The organism is Sphingobium limneticum (assembly GCF_008710165.1).
GTDB classification, from domain to species: Bacteria; Pseudomonadota; Alphaproteobacteria; order Sphingomonadales; family Sphingomonadaceae; genus Sphingobium; species Sphingobium limneticum.
Map to the genome: position 1 here is coordinate 32,926 of NZ_VYQA01000006.1, position 15,043 is coordinate 47,968.

The 15,043-nt window shown below is 65.6% G+C and carries 20 protein-coding genes and 1 tRNA gene; 5 read left to right on the plus strand and 16 right to left on the minus strand.

What is annotated here, in order from left to right; all coding sequences use genetic code 11:
* Positions 1–77: 77 nt before the first annotated feature.
* The 15 genes from F4U95_RS09480 to F4U95_RS09545 form a co-directional block, all read right to left on the minus strand.
* On the minus strand, positions 78–410 hold the full coding sequence (locus F4U95_RS09480) for a DUF736 domain-containing protein (protein ID WP_060977337.1): 333 nt from the start codon (positions 408–410) through the stop codon (positions 78–80).
* Positions 391–969, minus strand: coding sequence for a S26 family signal peptidase (locus F4U95_RS09485; protein WP_060977336.1), 579 nt, complete (start codon positions 967–969; stop codon positions 391–393). The genes F4U95_RS09480 and F4U95_RS09485 overlap by 20 nt, the downstream gene beginning before the upstream one ends.
* Positions 966–1,553 (minus strand): DUF2840 domain-containing protein, encoded by a 588-nt coding sequence (locus F4U95_RS09490; RefSeq protein ID WP_082730629.1) that lies wholly within the window; start codon positions 1,551–1,553, stop codon positions 966–968. The genes F4U95_RS09485 and F4U95_RS09490 overlap by 4 nt, the downstream gene beginning before the upstream one ends.
* Complete coding sequence (locus F4U95_RS09495; protein ID WP_062346144.1) at positions 1,550–2,893, minus strand: DNA cytosine methyltransferase; 1,344 nt, start codon at positions 2,891–2,893, stop codon at positions 1,550–1,552. The genes F4U95_RS09490 and F4U95_RS09495 overlap by 4 nt, the downstream gene beginning before the upstream one ends.
* Positions 2,890–4,038, minus strand: a complete 1,149-nt coding sequence (locus F4U95_RS09500; protein ID WP_060977334.1) for a phosphoadenosine phosphosulfate reductase domain-containing protein — start codon at positions 4,036–4,038, stop codon at positions 2,890–2,892. The genes F4U95_RS09495 and F4U95_RS09500 overlap by 4 nt, the downstream gene beginning before the upstream one ends.
* A gap of 304 nt (positions 4,039–4,342) precedes the next feature.
* Positions 4,343–5,221, minus strand: coding sequence for a replication initiator protein A (locus tag F4U95_RS09505; protein ID WP_060977362.1), 879 nt, complete (start codon positions 5,219–5,221; stop codon positions 4,343–4,345).
* Entirely contained in the window at positions 5,221–5,487 is a 267-nt protein-coding gene (locus F4U95_RS09510) for a helix-turn-helix transcriptional regulator (RefSeq protein WP_066213743.1), read from the minus strand. The genes F4U95_RS09505 and F4U95_RS09510 overlap by 1 nt, the downstream gene beginning before the upstream one ends.
* A 129-nt stretch (positions 5,488–5,616) precedes the next feature.
* Positions 5,617–6,165 carry a DUF2285 domain-containing protein gene (locus F4U95_RS09515; protein ID WP_208597816.1) on the minus strand — a complete coding sequence of 183 codons (549 nt, stop codon included), beginning with the start codon at positions 6,163–6,165 and terminating at the stop codon, positions 5,617–5,619.
* Positions 6,166–6,181: 16 nt separating this feature from the next.
* Entirely contained in the window at positions 6,182–6,382 is a 201-nt protein-coding gene (locus tag F4U95_RS09520; protein WP_075151006.1) for a transcriptional regulator domain-containing protein, read from the minus strand.
* A 155-nt stretch (positions 6,383–6,537) separates the two neighbouring features.
* A complete protein-coding gene (locus F4U95_RS09525) occupies positions 6,538–6,804 on the minus strand; it encodes a DNA -binding domain-containing protein (RefSeq protein ID WP_060977331.1) in 267 nt (88 codons plus the stop codon).
* Between the two features lie 498 nt (positions 6,805–7,302).
* A complete protein-coding gene (locus tag F4U95_RS09530; protein ID WP_060977330.1) occupies positions 7,303–7,611 on the minus strand; it encodes a hypothetical protein in 309 nt (102 codons plus the stop codon).
* Between the two features lie 68 nt (positions 7,612–7,679).
* On the minus strand, positions 7,680–8,351 hold the full coding sequence (locus F4U95_RS09535; protein WP_060977329.1) for a DNA methyltransferase: 672 nt from the start codon (positions 8,349–8,351) through the stop codon (positions 7,680–7,682).
* A 359-nt stretch (positions 8,352–8,710) separates the two neighbouring features.
* Positions 8,711–8,887, minus strand: coding sequence for a hypothetical protein (locus F4U95_RS24585; RefSeq protein ID WP_155645922.1), 177 nt, complete (start codon positions 8,885–8,887; stop codon positions 8,711–8,713).
* A gap of 500 nt (positions 8,888–9,387) precedes the next feature.
* The gene (locus tag F4U95_RS25105) at positions 9,388–9,876 is read right to left on the minus strand and encodes a DUF736 domain-containing protein (protein WP_223806432.1); all 489 of its coding nucleotides are present in this window, start codon (positions 9,874–9,876) and stop codon (positions 9,388–9,390) included.
* 133 nt (positions 9,877–10,009) lie between these two features.
* Positions 10,010–10,255, minus strand: coding sequence for a DUF6429 family protein (locus tag F4U95_RS09545; protein WP_060977327.1), 246 nt, complete (start codon positions 10,253–10,255; stop codon positions 10,010–10,012).
* A gap of 200 nt (positions 10,256–10,455) precedes the next feature.
* On the opposite strand from F4U95_RS09545, the gene F4U95_RS09550 reads away from it, so the two are divergent.
* The 4 genes from F4U95_RS09550 (at position 10,456) to F4U95_RS09565 (ending at position 13,285) form a co-directional block, all read left to right on the plus strand.
* A complete protein-coding gene (locus F4U95_RS09550) occupies positions 10,456–10,698 on the plus strand; it encodes a hypothetical protein (RefSeq protein WP_125458862.1) in 243 nt (80 codons plus the stop codon).
* Between the two features lie 81 nt (positions 10,699–10,779).
* On the plus strand, positions 10,780–11,085 hold the full coding sequence (locus tag F4U95_RS09555) for a type II toxin-antitoxin system TacA family antitoxin (RefSeq protein ID WP_060977325.1): 306 nt from the start codon (positions 10,780–10,782) through the stop codon (positions 11,083–11,085).
* A 20-nt stretch (positions 11,086–11,105) separates the two neighbouring features.
* Positions 11,106–11,606, plus strand: coding sequence for a GNAT family N-acetyltransferase (locus F4U95_RS09560; RefSeq protein ID WP_230962457.1), 501 nt, complete (start codon positions 11,106–11,108; stop codon positions 11,604–11,606).
* A gap of 35 nt (positions 11,607–11,641) precedes the next feature.
* Positions 11,642–13,285: a recombinase family protein gene (locus F4U95_RS09565; protein ID WP_246171548.1), complete on the plus strand. Its 1,644-nt coding sequence runs from the start codon at positions 11,642–11,644 to the stop codon at positions 13,283–13,285.
* Here the strand turns inward: F4U95_RS09565 and F4U95_RS09570 are convergent.
* A tRNA-Thr gene (locus F4U95_RS09570) sits at positions 13,256–13,331 on the minus strand. The genes F4U95_RS09565 and F4U95_RS09570 overlap by 30 nt on opposite strands.
* Before the next feature lie 193 nt (positions 13,332–13,524).
* Here F4U95_RS09570 and F4U95_RS09575 point away from each other — a divergent pair.
* The gene (locus F4U95_RS09575; protein ID WP_150425507.1) at positions 13,525–14,838 is read left to right on the plus strand and encodes a PAS domain-containing protein; all 1,314 of its coding nucleotides are present in this window, start codon (positions 13,525–13,527) and stop codon (positions 14,836–14,838) included.
* The last annotated feature ends 205 nt before the right edge of the window (positions 14,839–15,043 follow it).

Below are 15,043 nucleotides of genomic sequence, written 5' to 3' on the forward strand. Positions count from 1 at the left end.
GTCAGCCTGCGACCGAGCGGGACGGAGGGATGCGGCTTTTCCGCGAACAAAGGGATGATGATCGAAACAGCCACCGATCAGCTCCGGTCGTCGCGCGGCCGGGGGCGCTTCCATGACAGCCGGAACGTCCGGCCATCGTCGTCGGCGCGGAACAGAACCGGCCGGAACGGCGCCCCGAAGAGCGGGCTGTCGATCTCCAGCGCGATGTAATTGCCCGCGCGTTCGCCGACCCGTTTCCATGCGCCGCCGACTTCCGGGCCGTCCTCGTCGTCGAGGTGGACGCGGTAATCGGGCGCGTTCTCGGCGTCGCCCGGATCGATCGCGACCAGCACGATCTGCTCGTCGACACCGAAATACCGGGCGCGCCCGGCATAGCCATTGGCGGTGGGTTCAAAGATATTCGTCGGCATGGCCAATCTCCTTGGCTTCGGGGGTGGAAGGCGATTGCGACGGCGCGCGCAGATGCAGCGGCGTCGCGCGGCCGATGACGGCGGACGCCGGCAGCGGGCCGAAATAGCGGCCGTCGAGGCTGTCGGGGACGGACGGGTTGAGCAGCAGCAGTTCGCCCGGTTGCAGTGTGCGGCAGCCCCGCCAGACCGGCAGCGGGCGGCCCCGGCCGTCACGCGCGCGGGCGCTGGCGACGGACTGGCTATCGACGCTCACCACGGCGCCGATGCGGCACACGCGCTGCCCGGCTTTCGCGGCGACATGCTTCAGCAGCGGCACGCCCTCGGGCAGATAGCCGCGCGCCGAAAGCCAGCGGGAAAGCCGCTTGGGCGGCGTGACGGCGACCAGCACACCGATAGCGGGATCGCGGTCGGGATGGATGCGGTAGAGCCCGATCGGCGCGCTGGCGCTGGCGTTCCAGATCACGCGCGGGAAAGGATCGGCGACGGCGATCGCGACGAACGCCGCGGCGAAGGCGGACGCGGCGGTGGCCGTCGCCATGACGTAGCGGCGGCGCGTCACCCTTCGATCTCCTTGCGGCGAAGCCAGGCGCGATGCCGCTCCAGCGTGTAAGGGCGCGGCTGGTGTCCCGCGGCGATGCGGTTGTGGACGTGGCGCCAGTGCTCGGGCGCCGCGTCGCAGGGATCGACGCCCGCCGTCTCCACCGCGTCGATCGCGGCGAGCACCTGCTGGACCTTGGGCCAGCTCTCGATGTGCAGGAGGATTTCGCCGCCCGGCCGCACGAACGGCAGCGTCGTATAAGGCTCGCCCGGCGTGACCGCGCGCACCACGTCGATGCGCGAGGCGATCGTGCCATAGTCGTTGGCGGTCCAGCGGACGAAGGCAAACACCGCGCCCGGCCGGAAGCTCATGACGCGCGTCCGGCGTGTGACGATGCGTTCCTGCGCGACGCGGCCGAAGCGTATCCAGTGCTCCAGCTTCTTTTCGATCCAGGTCAGTTCGACTTCGGTCAGCCGCGATCGCGATGCCAGCGCCGTTGGTTCTGTCGGCGTTCGGGCGGCCTGCGCCTGCTCCGCCGCGCGGCGGCGCAGCGCGGCTTCGAACCCGCTGAAGTCTATGCGCTGCGGATGCGCGGGATCGCTCATCGTTCGTCTCCGGTGATGTCGGGGGAGGTTCGCCCGAGCACGACGTCGAGCGCGGCTTCGGTGCGCAGGATGGCGCGGCCGATGGCTTCGGGGATTTGCGGGAGAACGGCGTCGCCGAACGCCTCGACGATCAGGCTGGCCGCAGCCGTCCGCTTTCCAGCGCCGATCGCAACGCGCGTGCCAGCCACCCAGGCGGAAAGCCCATCATCCAGCCGTAGGTGATGGGCAAGGCCGCCGTTCCAGTCAGCCCACGGCTCCGCAGCATCGCCGCCAGCGCGCGGGCGCCCGCCCATTTGTCCGGCGCGCGATCCGTCATCGCGCCGTCCATCACCGCGTCCATCGTCGGCGATTTCCGCCGATCGTAGGCCGGACTCCAGCCGTCCATCCGGCTGTCGCGCTTCGTCGGGGTGGGGAGGATTTCCGCCGCGTGGCGCAACAGGTTCGGCGTGTCGATCTGCGCCTTCGCGCCGTTCGCCCGGCGTCCCGTTTCGATCTCCTGCCGGCTCAATCTCCGTCCGCCGTTCGGTTTGACAGGCGTCGGCATCATGCCCGCGTGCCGGCTCGCATGGCCCTGCAACTGGCTGAGCACATCGCCCCGGCCGCCCTTGTCCGCATCCGATTTGCGCGGCGTCGCGAGGATCATGCGAAGCGGATATGTCGATCCTGCGCCGCCGCCCGCGCCGTCCCTCATCCCGTCCGTCGCCATCGGCGTCGGCAGCCTGTTCTCGCGAAACAGGTCGAACAGACCCGATTCCTTGAGGGCCGTCCGTGCGCCCGATCCACCCTCCAGCCGGATGCCGCCTTGCTGGGATTGCGATACCGGCGTCGGCAAGCTGGCCTGGGTCGTAGCCGATAAGCCAGGACCGCTTGCGGACATGGTTGGCGCCGACATTTTCAGCAGCCACCACGCACGGTTCGCAGGCGTAGCCGAGCGTTTCCAGGAGAAGGAGCAGCCGGTCAGCGCCGCGAGTTCGCAGATTAGCGCTGTTCTCAAAAGCGAACCAGCGAGGGCGGCACTCTCCGACCAGCCGGACGGCTTCGAGGTAGAGGCCCGACCGTTCGCCTTCGATCCCCCTGCCTTTGGTGTTGGCGCTGGAGATGTCCTGGCACGGCGGCGAACCGACGATGATGTCGGGCAGGAATCCAAGTTCAGAAACAAGTCGAGCTGCCGTGAGGGACCGGACATCCGCGTAGAGTCTGACATGGGGATTGTTCTCCGCGTAGAGGATGCGGCGCCATTCGACGATCTCGCAGGCGGCGACGGTGACGAATCCGGCGCGGTGCAGGCCGAGCGACCAGCCGCCCGCCGCGGCGCTGAACAGGTCGAGCGCGCGCATCATTCGCAAAGCCCGTATTCGCTGTCGCAGAGCAGGCCGTGCTCATCGGCGTCGCGCTGCTCCTGCGCGAGGAACAGGTCGTAGTTGCGGCCGCCCCGGCTGGTGCGCGACCACGCGATCGCCCTGTCGATCGTCGCACGTCCATGATCGGCGGGATCGCCGGGCACGGTCGGCGCGGGCAGCAGGGATGCCGGCGCTCCCGATATCGCGGTGCGCCGCGAAACGAGGCTGACCAGCCGTTCCCACTCCCGCACGCGATCGACTTCCGCGGGAAACCGCATGGCCCAGGCGCGCAGTTCGCGCTTCCTAACCATGATGCAGGTCGAGCAGCCGACCCGGCTCATCCCCATCGTGTAGAGCGGGTTATGCCGGAGTCCGTGGCGCTCGGAGATGGCGAAGGCGTCGGCCGCCGACCAGCGAAAGATGGGCCGGTAGAGCACCTTGCGGGCGCCGGAGGGATGCCGCACCGACTGGATCGGCGGCTTCTTCGCCCGCGCCGGGCTTTCGTCGGCGCGCTCGCCGATCCAGTCGATGACCGAGATCCCCGCATCGAGCAGCGGACGCTTGCGATGCATCATCGGGATCAGTTTGGTCTCGTCGGTGCAGAAGCGCGTTTTGGTGCCGGGAAACCGGCCGTGCAGCATCGCCATGTCGAGGAACGGGATGCCGGTGGGATGCAGCAGCTCGAGCGCGCGGTCGATCAGATGATCGGGAACCGGGGGCGAGACCAGGACGGGACATTCGCACGCGGCGAGCCATTGGCCTTTCGTGAGCCTGCCTGCCTGCCACGCGGCCCGGCGCTGGTTGCACGCGCCCTTATGGCGGGTCCGCCGCTTCTCCTTCGACCATTCCTCGCGCAGCATCGCGCGCTTGCGGGCGAAGGCCGCCGCGTCTGTGAGCCCCGGCACGTCGTTCGCCGAGACCGTCTCGATACACAGGCCGGTGCGTTGTCGCAGCCAGCCGTCGAGATACGCGATGTGGTCGAGCGTGATCGGGTTCTCGTGGCCGTTGTCTGCCGAGAGGAACCGCGGCGCGCGGTTGCCGAACGCGGCAAGCCCCCTGCGCTCGATCCGCTCGACCATCCGGCAAAGGACGGCCTGGCTGTCCTTGCCGCCCGAGATGCTGCCGAAGTGCTGGGCGGCGATCATGGCCGCGGTTCCGGCCCGCGCCGCGTAACACGGTGCCGGGATTGATCGCCGCACGCAAAAGGCGTAGTAGTATAGCGTAGGGGAGACGGCGGATTTACTGCCCGATACTTCGCGTCGTCTCGCGAATTATCCACAGCACCAAAGCGCGTTAGAAAGAATACGAAGTATTCTTTACTGTTAGCATAGTTAGAAGAGAGCCGATTCCGCGAGCGATTCCCGAAGCTTGTGCGGAGGTCCGGTTTTTTATAGGCCGAGTCAGCGGTTTTTAATCGGCCGAGTCCGGCGGTTTTCAATAGGCCGAGTCTCATGGCCGGTTATCCACAGCCAGCCCCATGACCCGCGCCGCCTTCTCGAACGGATCGGCGGGCACGGGCGCGAAGGTCAGCCGCTCGCGGCCGAACGCCCGCTCGATCGCCAGCGCGTAGCCCGGCAGCGACTGGCGCTGCACGATGGCGCGCAGCTCGAACGCGAACTGCTTCAAGGGCGAGAGCGCGCCGGATTTCAGGTGAAGGTGCGGGACGTCGAAGCTCCAGCCGCCTTCCTGCTGGCCGCCATGCTTGCGCACGATCCGGTAGAGCCAGCGTTCCAGCCCGCCCGTTAGGTCGAAATAGGCCCGGTCGATGGTGAGCACGAACGTGCGGTCGACGACGCCGGCATAGAACCAGTCCGGCAGGATCAGCTCCAGTCCAAGCGGACGGCCGTCGCCGTCGAGCCGTTCCTGCCACTCGTTGATCCACGAGAAGCGATGGCGTCGCCGCTGGTGCTGCTGGCGGATCGAGGTGGCGACCGTGGTGGATTGCAGCCGGTCGAGCGCGGCCTTCAGCCGGTCATAATGATCCTTGCCGGTGCCTCGTCCGGTGAATGTGAGGATTTCGTGCGGCGTCGTCGCCATCAGGCGCGAGGTCGGCAGCCCCGCGTCGCGCGCGGCGACGATCTGGCTCGCCGCCCATATCAGCACGTCGGCGTCCCATATGGTCGCCATGCCATGTTCGGGCACGGCCTCGACCGATATCCAGGTCGCGCCCATGCGGAAATCGATCGGCGTCACCCGCCTGCGCTTGGCGAGGCTGAAGAACGGCCAGGCCATGAGGTCCTGGGCATCGCGCGGCGCGATATCGCGCCCGAGCGAGGGGAACAGCGCGAGTTGGGCGCGCTCGCCGGAACGGGAGGCGGTGCGCGGCATCATCGGCGGCTCTGCGTGATCGCCGCATCCCGCTGCGGCACGAGATCGTTCTGGCCGGGGTCGGACGTGGAATATTTGGTGCCGAGGTCGGCCCAGGCGCGCAGGTCGTCGACCGAATAGACCACCCGTCCGCCGATCCGGCGATAGGCCGGGCCGCTCCCGAAATAGCGGTGCTTCTCAAGCGTGCGGCCGGAAAGGCCAAGGAAGCGCGCCGCCTCGGGGGTCCGCAGGTAGCGGGGCGGAAGGGTCACGGGCGGTCGGGACAAGGGGCGTCTCCTGCGAGGCGGGGTGGCAGGAGGCGATCATGGCGAAGTGCTCACGGCAGGGTGGGGAACGAAGATTCGCAGCTGCGCCGATGTGACCACCCCCCGGCCGCTGTCATGCGGCGGGCGCTATCAGCGGAAGCGCAGCAGCTTGCGGTAGTCGCCCTTCATCATGGCGGTGGCGTCGCGCACCAGGCGATAAGCGAAGGACCGGGCGTCCGAATTCTTGAAATCGGATGCCGAGAGATGCGCGGCCTCGTCCCTGCCGAGCGCGATCGCGATTTGGCGGTATGTCGCCCCGGCGAGGCGCAGATCGAGCGCGCGAAGCATCAGCTCGAGCCGGGCCGCGCGGATCGGGGTGAGCGGCCATCCGCGCGGCAATGGGCCGGTTCGCTTGCCCGACATGAGTCGATGGAAACGCAGCAGGCTGAGGATGCGCTTGATGAAGTCCTTGTCGAGCGGGACGATCGCGGCGAGCGGCCGGCCGGGCGTCGGATCGCGCAGCCACAGCCGATGCTCGCCGGCCGCGTCAGCGACGACGACATGCCGGCCGTCGATTCCGGCCTGGTCGGCGAGCAGCGCGCCCAGCGCCAGCGGATCGACCGCCTTGGCGCCGGTATATCCTTCCGGCGCAGCGTCGAGGATCACGGTGACGGCGGTGAGTTCCGGCCGCCAGATCACCGTGCCCGACAGCTCATCAGGCAGATAGGCGAAAGGACAACCCCCAGCGGCGGGCGAGCGTCGTTCGCTCGCTGGCCGGGGCGTTCGGGTTCAGTCGCGCCCGCTCTGCGCGATACTGGCGGTTGCGTTGCAGGAACGCGGCGGCGAATTCGGCCCGGCCCGGCGTGTCCGGCGCATTGCCGGCACGCCGCGCGCGCCCTTCGGGCGTCATTGGCATGGGATCATCCTCTCCAGCCGCTCATTGTGCGGAGTCTGGACCGCCGAGGATCGGGAGAAGCACTGCATCCCGACAGCGCGAAGGCCGCGCCAGGCGATGCCGGCCGCGCATCGGAATCCACGACCGGAAAAATCCATTTCGGTCTGAATGTTAACTTATTCGATGGCGCGCGGGCCGAGCAGATATGCGTAGCCCACTTCGGTCATCCAGCGCGCGCGGGCGAGATGGCTCTCATGCATCGCGCGGGCGCGTTCGGGTTCCGCGGCCGGATCGATCCCGAAGATATGCGCCGCCGCGTCGCGCCAGTCGGCGCCCTCGTCGTCGGTATCGAGCAGGCGGATATAGTCGGCGAGGTGATCCTCGTCATAGGCGGTGAGCCGCGGCGCGTCGGGCGCGCGATCCTTGAAATGCTTGCCGGTCATAACGCCCCCGTTCCTCCAGTCCCGTTAACCTTTTAGACCGAAACGGAGACGATTCTATACGCACGGCGGGCATGGCTTCGCGCGTCGTCCGCAATGGTCGGGTTCCAGGTCAGCAGCGGTTCGTCTGCGGTGCGCCCCCGCAAACTTCGCTCCTGACCCTGATCGGGGAGTTGGAAAACCGGAATATCTCGGTCCCTGTGACCTTTAGCCCGGAAGCCTGTTGTATACGTCACAGGCTCCCCGACCATGTGGTCAAGGATAGCGGCGCCGTCACGGCCGACGCCCAACCGGATATTCAGGGGTTTCCACGCCCCAGGCCGCCGCGTAGCGGCCCACGTCTTTCTTAGGACGGGGACGCCGTTCTGGCTACTGTCTCTTGCGAGCCGGGCGATGCCCGGCGAGCGCGCGCCATGACGGCCGCGCGGACCTATGGGCCGCGCGGCCGCCGCTGCTCCGGGCAGGACCTGCAGCCGGTTGTCGGTTGTCGGTTGTCGGTTCTCAATATCGGCCCGAGAAAGGCAAGAACGGCTGTTCTTTCCAGCTTCGGTCAACACGGCGGTAGGTCAGCCGCCGGCAGCGAAATGCGTTCCAGGTCCAAATCAGCGGCTCAAAGCCGTGCCACCAATCGGCGTCAATGTCGCCGCAACGCCCTTCAAAGCAAAGCTTATGGCGCGCGTCATAGAGTCGAAACTCCATCGGCAAACTGTCGCCCTCGTTCGTGCCGGCATAGGCGATGCTTCCTTCGGCATCTTCACCGACCCCGGCAAGGGAAGTGCCCATATGATCGGATGTGATAATCCAGCGCATGATATAATTCCTTGTGAGGGTGGCGCCCGCCGCAGGGACGGGCGCGAATGATGGGAAAGGGTGGCGACCTATGCGGCCGCCCGGCGATGCTGCCGCGCGGCAAGCCGCTTGCTGGCGGTGTGATAGTGGCCGTTGTCCAGTTCTATGCCGGTCCAGTCGCGCCCGAGTTGCTGGGCTGCCGCAAGGGTCGAACCGCTACCGCTGAATGGGTCCAGGACAAGGTCGCCCGGCTGCGTGAAAGCCTCGATCAATGGCGCCAGTGCTTCAACCGGCTTCTGCGTGGGGTGCAGGCGGTTCCCGCTGTAAGGAAAATCGAGCACATCGGGGATAGGCCGTGTCGGACGGACGGGATTGCCCTTTGCCAACAAATAGGCTTGCTCATGTTCATAGCGAAGGAAGCGGGCCGATGACGCATAACGCTTGCGGAAAACAAGATGGCCGACGATGCGGAAGCCTGCCGCCTTCCATGCATCCATGAACAAATCGACTTTGTTCCAGCCATAGAAGGAAACCGCAAAGCCGCCATCCTTCAAGACGCGGTGCATTTCCCGAAACGCCGGACGCAGCCACCGGCCGTTATCGTCATTGGCGACCTTGCGCCCCTGGCGGTCCCGGTAGCGGGTCACATAGGGCGGATCGGTCAGGATGAAATCCACCGTGCCGCTATCGAAAGCCTGCATCACTTCAATGCAATCACCGTTGAAGATCACATCGCGGGGAGCCTGTGCCTTGCTGGTCATATCTCAAATCCTTTGGTTCTGAAGTTCAGCGAAGCGGAATGCCGCGCCTGAACTTCTGCCCGGCGGCGAGCCAAGGGTAGCAACGGGGCAAGGGCGGCCGGGGCGGAGGGGAATCACCCGCCTGCACAAGCGAAGCGCGGAAGGTGGGGATACCGCCCCGGACGGTTCCACTTACCTTGACCGGCGCGAGGACTACGTCCTTAGCAACGATCGCGCCGCCTTGGCGGCGCGAAAAGCAAATGACAGCCGGGATTACCGGCGCGGCCTTCAGGCCGATCCCTGCTCGATCCCCCCAGACCGCTATCCTGCGAGGCACAAAAAAACCCGATGGCGTGGGGCGCCATCGGGTGCTGTCCGCCTTACAGGTCGCGGTAGGCTGCAACCTCATCGCTGAGGTAGGGGATGTATCCGTGGGCGCGTGCCAGTTCGCGCGCTTCCCACTTCCGTTCCCATTCCGGCTTGGCCTGCTCGGCGGCCATCTTCCGGTCGGCCCTGGCCTTGTTGATCCTGCGAATCTTTGCCCAATCCTTTTTCATGTCTGCCTCCTGTGTGCTGGCGTTGCTGATGCATCAGGCAGGCTTTGGCGGGCGACGCGGGCAAGCTGAAAAACGGAGGGTCCGCTTGCGGAAACCGTAGGCGCTGGCGCCGGTTTTCTGCTTGGTGGCTATGCCACTTCCCGCATGAGGCGCCCGGCAAAGCCAGATGCGCTAATCAGCAACCAGCCCGGGAGGGAGATGAACGGATTTTCGGGCAAAGCGGGATCGGCAAGGCTAGGGCCATAGTGGAAAACACGCCGGGCAAGGTAGGAATGGGGGCAGAAGTGGGACGCTTCCCCTGCACTTTGCGCGCATGGATGCCTCCGTCGACCAGGATGCGGAGTCCTGGGCTTACCGTTATCTGGCTGGGCGGGCGCCTGTAGCGAGTATGGCATCGTCCGGTGGCAGGCCGATGCAATGGCTGGTGCGGTTTCGCACGGCGCAGATCCTTTATGGAAAACTGGAAGCGCCCCGCCATTGCTGGCGGGACGCTTCCGCGGTCAGTCGACCTTCAGCTCGAACTTGCCCGTTGTCTCGGTCGAGACAAGCCGGAGATGAACGTCCGGCGCCAGGACCGGATTGAGTTTGAGCGAAGCGTAGGGCTTCTGGTCCTTGGTGGCCTTGAGCCAGCCCACACCGAATTCCACGCGTTCATCGTCGGCGGCAACGATGCGATAGTCGGGCGACTTGTCGCTTGCCTTGTCGCCGATCCGAAGGATTTCCACCTTCTCGCTGAGACCGAAAAAGCGGATTTCGCCGTGAAAGCCGCGATCGGTCGCTTTGAAGTTTCCGCAGATCATGTCGTCAGTCCTTTCTTGACTCGGGACCGCGCCCTTCGCGGCCTCGTGGCGTGTCGAAGATCGGGGACGTTCGGCTGCGCACCGCTTGCGGCCTATGGACGGCCAAAGGGCCGCTTTTTTGCTTCGCGCTGCAAAGCCGAAGGCGGCGGAAAAAAGCTGCCCGGCGCCGTTGCGCCGCCAGGTGGACACGATCAGATCAAGCCACGAGGGAGGCCGCGAGGGTCGGTCGGGCAGGCAGGACGGGAGACAATGCTGCACCCGGTATTTCAGCGGACCCAGCAGCGATGGCTGGGTTATGGCTTTCGCGTCGGCGTGGCAGGATTCACGGGCGAGCGAACAGCGCGGTGAATAGGCGCTCGGCTTCGGCCATGCCGTCGTCGGTCAGATGCACCGACTTTGCCTTGCGCGCAGGATCGGAGATCAGCCCGCGTTCGTGCAGTCGATCCATCGCGCTCCAGTCGAAGCCTTTCCAGGCCGTGCCGGTGGTGCTGAGGTTGAGCCATAGCAGGGCAAGCACCGCCTCGTCGATTCTGTCGGTGTCGGTGTCGGTGTCCGTCCGCGAGTCCATGCGCGGGAGGATAGCAAACCGGGCTGCACACGGCATCCACGATCCCGCCGTGAGCACTTATCTTTGCTACGCTACACTTCGCTATTTCCGCCTTGCGCCGCCGTGCGCCGAATCCCGCCGCCGTTGCTACGGGTCCGGCATGTATGCGCCCGAGGGCGATTTTGCTGGATTCCCGAGAGATGCGCGGCAGCTTGAGCAATATGGGACTCTCTCGCAAACGTCGCCGCCGCGCACCCCGCGGCTGGTCGGAAGGGCTGGAAGACCTGCACGATTACATGCAGCCGCAGCCGACGCGCGCGTCGGCGCGCAAGAATGCCGCCAGCGCGCCGATCGTCGTTACCGACGACTGGCCCGAGCAGGTTCCCATCGGCGATGCCGAGTTGCGCGTCATCGAAGGCGCTTTTCGTGAGGAGCTGGACGCCCTGTTCGGGCCGCTCCCCTAAAACGGCCAATGGAAAGGGGTTGAAATGTTCGTCAAAGTGACGTACATTGTAGCGGAAATGGATAAGTCAGGAGTCGGTCCCATGCCGCGCAAACAAGCCGTAGCGGAGTCCGCCAGAGCCAATCGCGTCGAGCGGCTCGGCTTCCGTATTGACGAAGAAACGAAGGATTTGATCGAGCGGGCAGCTCACCTCACGCGGCGCAAGGTCAGCGACTTTTGCGTGACAGCGCTAGCCGACACGGCGCGGCGAACGATCGCCGAGCATGAAACGCTCGTGCTGTCGGATCGCGACCGCGCGGCGTTCTTCGATGCGCTCATCAATCCGCCCGAGCCCAGCGAGCGGCTGATCCGCGCTCTCCAGGAGCACCGGCGCCGGGTTGCGTCCTGATCATGACGGCGCATGCGGATTTGCAGGTCGAGCCGCTGGGGCCGCATCACGACCGCGAGGGATTTTCCTGCGGCATCGACAGTCTCGATCGATATTTGCGGAGGCAGGCGGGCCAGGACATGCGCCGCCGCTCGGCTGGTGTGTTCGTTCTCGCCGAGCGTGCAAATCCCGGCGTGGTTCTCGGCTATTACACGCTTAGTCAGGCCAACATCGCGCAGGGCGACATTCCGGCAGCGGCGCGAAAGCATGTCCCGCGTTACCCGCTCGTCGCCGCGACGCTGATCGGCCAGCTCGCGGTGTCGCAAGCGAGGCAGGGCGAACGCCTTGGGGCGATCCTGATCGCCGATGCCGTCGAGCGCGTCTGGGCGACGGCCGCGACAGCTGGCTCGTCGATACTCGTCGTGGACGCCATCAATGATCGCGCGGCAGCCTTCTACGAAGGCAATGGCTTCGTGCGCCTGCCAGATTCCCAACGCCTCGTGCTGCCGATGCACACTATTCAAAGATTGGTCGAACGATGACGAACGCTGCTCTCGCCCCCTCGGAAACCGGAGCCGTGCAACCGGCGCTGCGGGCCGCGCTCTACCTGCGCGTCTCGTCGCCGCGTTCGGCCGAGAGCGATCTGTCGATCCCGGACCAGCGCCGCCAGACGTCGAGCTATTGCCACTCGAACGGCTGGGAAGTCGCGGCCGAGTTTGTCGAGCCGGGGGTTTCGGGCACAGACGATCGCCGTCCCGCCTTCCAGGAAATGATCGACGCGGCGCTGGAAAGGCCGTCGCCCTTCGACGTGATCGTGGTCCATAGCTTCTCGCGCTTTTTCCGCGATCAATTCCAGTTCGAGTTCTACCTCCGCAAGCTGGCGAAGAACGGCGTGCAGCTCGTCTCCATCACGCAGATTCTCGGCGATGATCCGATGAGCGAGATGATGCGGAAAATCATGACGCTGTTCGACGAATATCAGTCGAAGGAGAACGGCAAGCATACGCTGCGCGCGATGAACGAAAACGCCCGGCAGGGTTTCTGGAATGGCGCCCGTCCTCCGATCGGCTATCGCGCGGTCGCGGCCGAGCAGCGCGGCGCGAAGATCAAGAAAAAGCTGGAGATCGATCCGCTCCACGCCGAAACGGTGCGCCGCATTTTCCGGCTGGCGCTGGAAGGCGCGGATGGGCGCGGGCCGATCGGGGTCATGGCGATCGCGTGCTGGCTCAATGAGAATAATATCCGCACGCGCTATGGCGGTCGGTGGGGCAAGGGCATGGTCCATCAGGTGCTGACGCGGACCACCTATATCGGCGAGCACCGCTTCAACACCTATGACGTGAAGAAGGGGCGCGCGAAGCCGGAGACCGAGCACGCCATCATGGAGGTGCCGCCGATCATAACGGTGGCGGAGTTCGAGGCCGTGCAGCGATCCTTGAAAGCGCGCAGCCCGAAGATGATGCCGCCGCGGGCGGTGGGCGGATCGACGCTCTTGACGGGCATCTGCTTCTGCGCCTGTTGCGGTGGCGCGATGACGCTGCGCACCGGCACCAGCCGGAGTGGGCAGGAGTATCGCTACTACACCTGCGCGACCAAGGCGACGAAAGGGAAGACGGGATGCCCCGGCGTCTCGCTTCCGATGGATCGGCTGAACGAGGCGGTGATCGAGCACCTGGAGAAGCGGCTGCTCGATCCCGCGCGCCTTGAAGTGCTGATGGACCAGCTTATTGCCCGACGCGACGAATGGGTGACCGAGCGCCGCCAGCACGTCGCCGAGATGGAACGGCGCGCGACTGAGGTCGAGACCAAGCTTTCCCGGCTCTATGAAGCGATCGAGAATGGATTGGTCGATATGGGCGATCCGTCGCTCAAGGCGCGGATTGCCGAGCTGACCACCATCCGCGACCAGGCCAGAGGCGATGCCGAGCGCGCGGTCGCACACATTGAGCGGATCAGCCCGGAGATCACGGTCGAGAGCCTTCACGCCTTCGCGCTGGTCGCCAAACGCAAGCTCCGCCACGACGATGGCTCCTATGCGCGAAACCATATTCGGGCGGTGGCCCAGCGGGTCGAGGTCCACAGCAAGACGGATGTGCGAATCTGCGGCACGCGCACCGAGTTGCTGCGCACCCTCACCGCCGTCTCTGGCGTAGAGGCGGCGGTGCTAGGGACTCGGGCTTTTGGACCGAAATGGTGCCGCTTACGTGACTCGAACACGTGACCCCATCATTACGAATGATGTGCTCTACCAACTGAGCTAAAGCGGCGTCGGGGCGGGCAGATAACAGCGGTTGGGCGATTGGACAAGCGGGCATTTCACTCCGCCGCCGCCTTTTTTCCGCCCGCACCAGTTTCGCCCTGTCCCGGCCGATCCGCGCCATCCTGTTTACGGCAAATTTACCATCCCGTGCCACTGTCGAGTCCCGGAATAGTTTTTTCAGCGCAAGGTAGGACGATCGAATGGACACGCTGCGGGGGCATGATGCCGCCAATGACGAGGACGATTTCGACTATGTCGGCGACGCGCAGATGGATGCGCCGCCCGCCGTCATCTCCGATGAACGGCGCATGCAGGTGCGCGCCTATAATTATTGGGCGTCGCTGCTGGGCGACCGCACTTTGCCCTCGATCGAGGATCTGGCCCCGGAACAGCTGGAGGATTTCGGCCCACATTCGGTGCTGCTCGATTTCAGCGTCGGCCTGGACAATCCCGCCATCGTCTATCTGGGCACCGCGCTGCGCGCCGAGTGCCAGATCGAGGGAGCGATCGGCTATATCGACGATGTGCCGGCCCGTTCGCTGCTGTCGCGCCTGACCGACCATTATCTGCAGATCATCGCCAATGCCGCGCCGATCGGCTTCGAAGCGGAATTCATCAACCAGCGCGGTGCGGAAATCATGTATCGCGGCATATTGATGCCCTTTTCCTCCGACGATGAGACGATCGACTTCGTGTTCGGCGTCATCAACTGGAAGGAACTGGCCAGCCGCAGCCTGACCGATGCGCTGGAGCTGGAAGTGGACGAGGCGATGCGCAGCGCGCCCGCCGCCCGGGACACCGCGCCGATCTGGGCCGACGGTCCCGCCGCCGACCAGCAAAGCAACAGCCTGGCCTTCGACATAGAAGAGGATGATGAGGACGACGCGCTCGACCTCACCGGCATGGAATGCCCGACCGAGGATGCGCCGCTGGCCGACTGGCTGGCCATCGCCCGCGATGGCGCCGCCCGCGTGCGGATCAGCGAGGCGCGCAGCCACGCCGCCCTCTATCGCGCCGTCAGCCTCTCCTATGATTTCGCCCAGGTCGCCCGCGTCCGCCCGGACGACTATGCCGAACTGCTGCATGATTATGGGATCAAGGCGCAAGCGCGCAGCCCGATGACCGCCGTCATCAAGCTGGTCTTCGGCGCCACTTACGACAAGACGCGCATCACCGAATATGCCACCGCGCTGGACCATGCGATGAACGCAGGCCTCAGCGTCGGATCGCTCGCCGCCTATCTGTCCGACTATGTCGGTGGCCTCAAAGCCCTGGTGCGCGACGAACGCGCCGCCCGCCGATCGCAGACGCCTGCCAAGCCGGATCGTCGCCAGATGGCGCGCGACACGGTGAAGGCCGCCGTCGCGATCGATCCGGTCGCCGTCGCCACCGATGCCGATGGCCTGGCCGTCGTCATCGCCCGGCGGGAGGCCGATGGCACGCTGGCGATCGTCGCCGCCCTGCCGGAAGACAGCGATCTCAACCAGCGGGTGATCAGCGCCGCCGCACGCTGATACGGCATGTCTGCCCGTGACCTGCCGTAAAGACGTAAGAAAATAGGTTCAGATAGCGCGCATCCGCGCTCGACATGCTGCGCGGGCTGAACGATAGTCGCCTCGACCGACCGGCCCCGCACATCCCGCGCGGGCCATGTTGCGCTGCATCATATTATTTCAAAAATCGGAAATTTTATTTCTCACAAGGGTTGAGCAGCCCCTT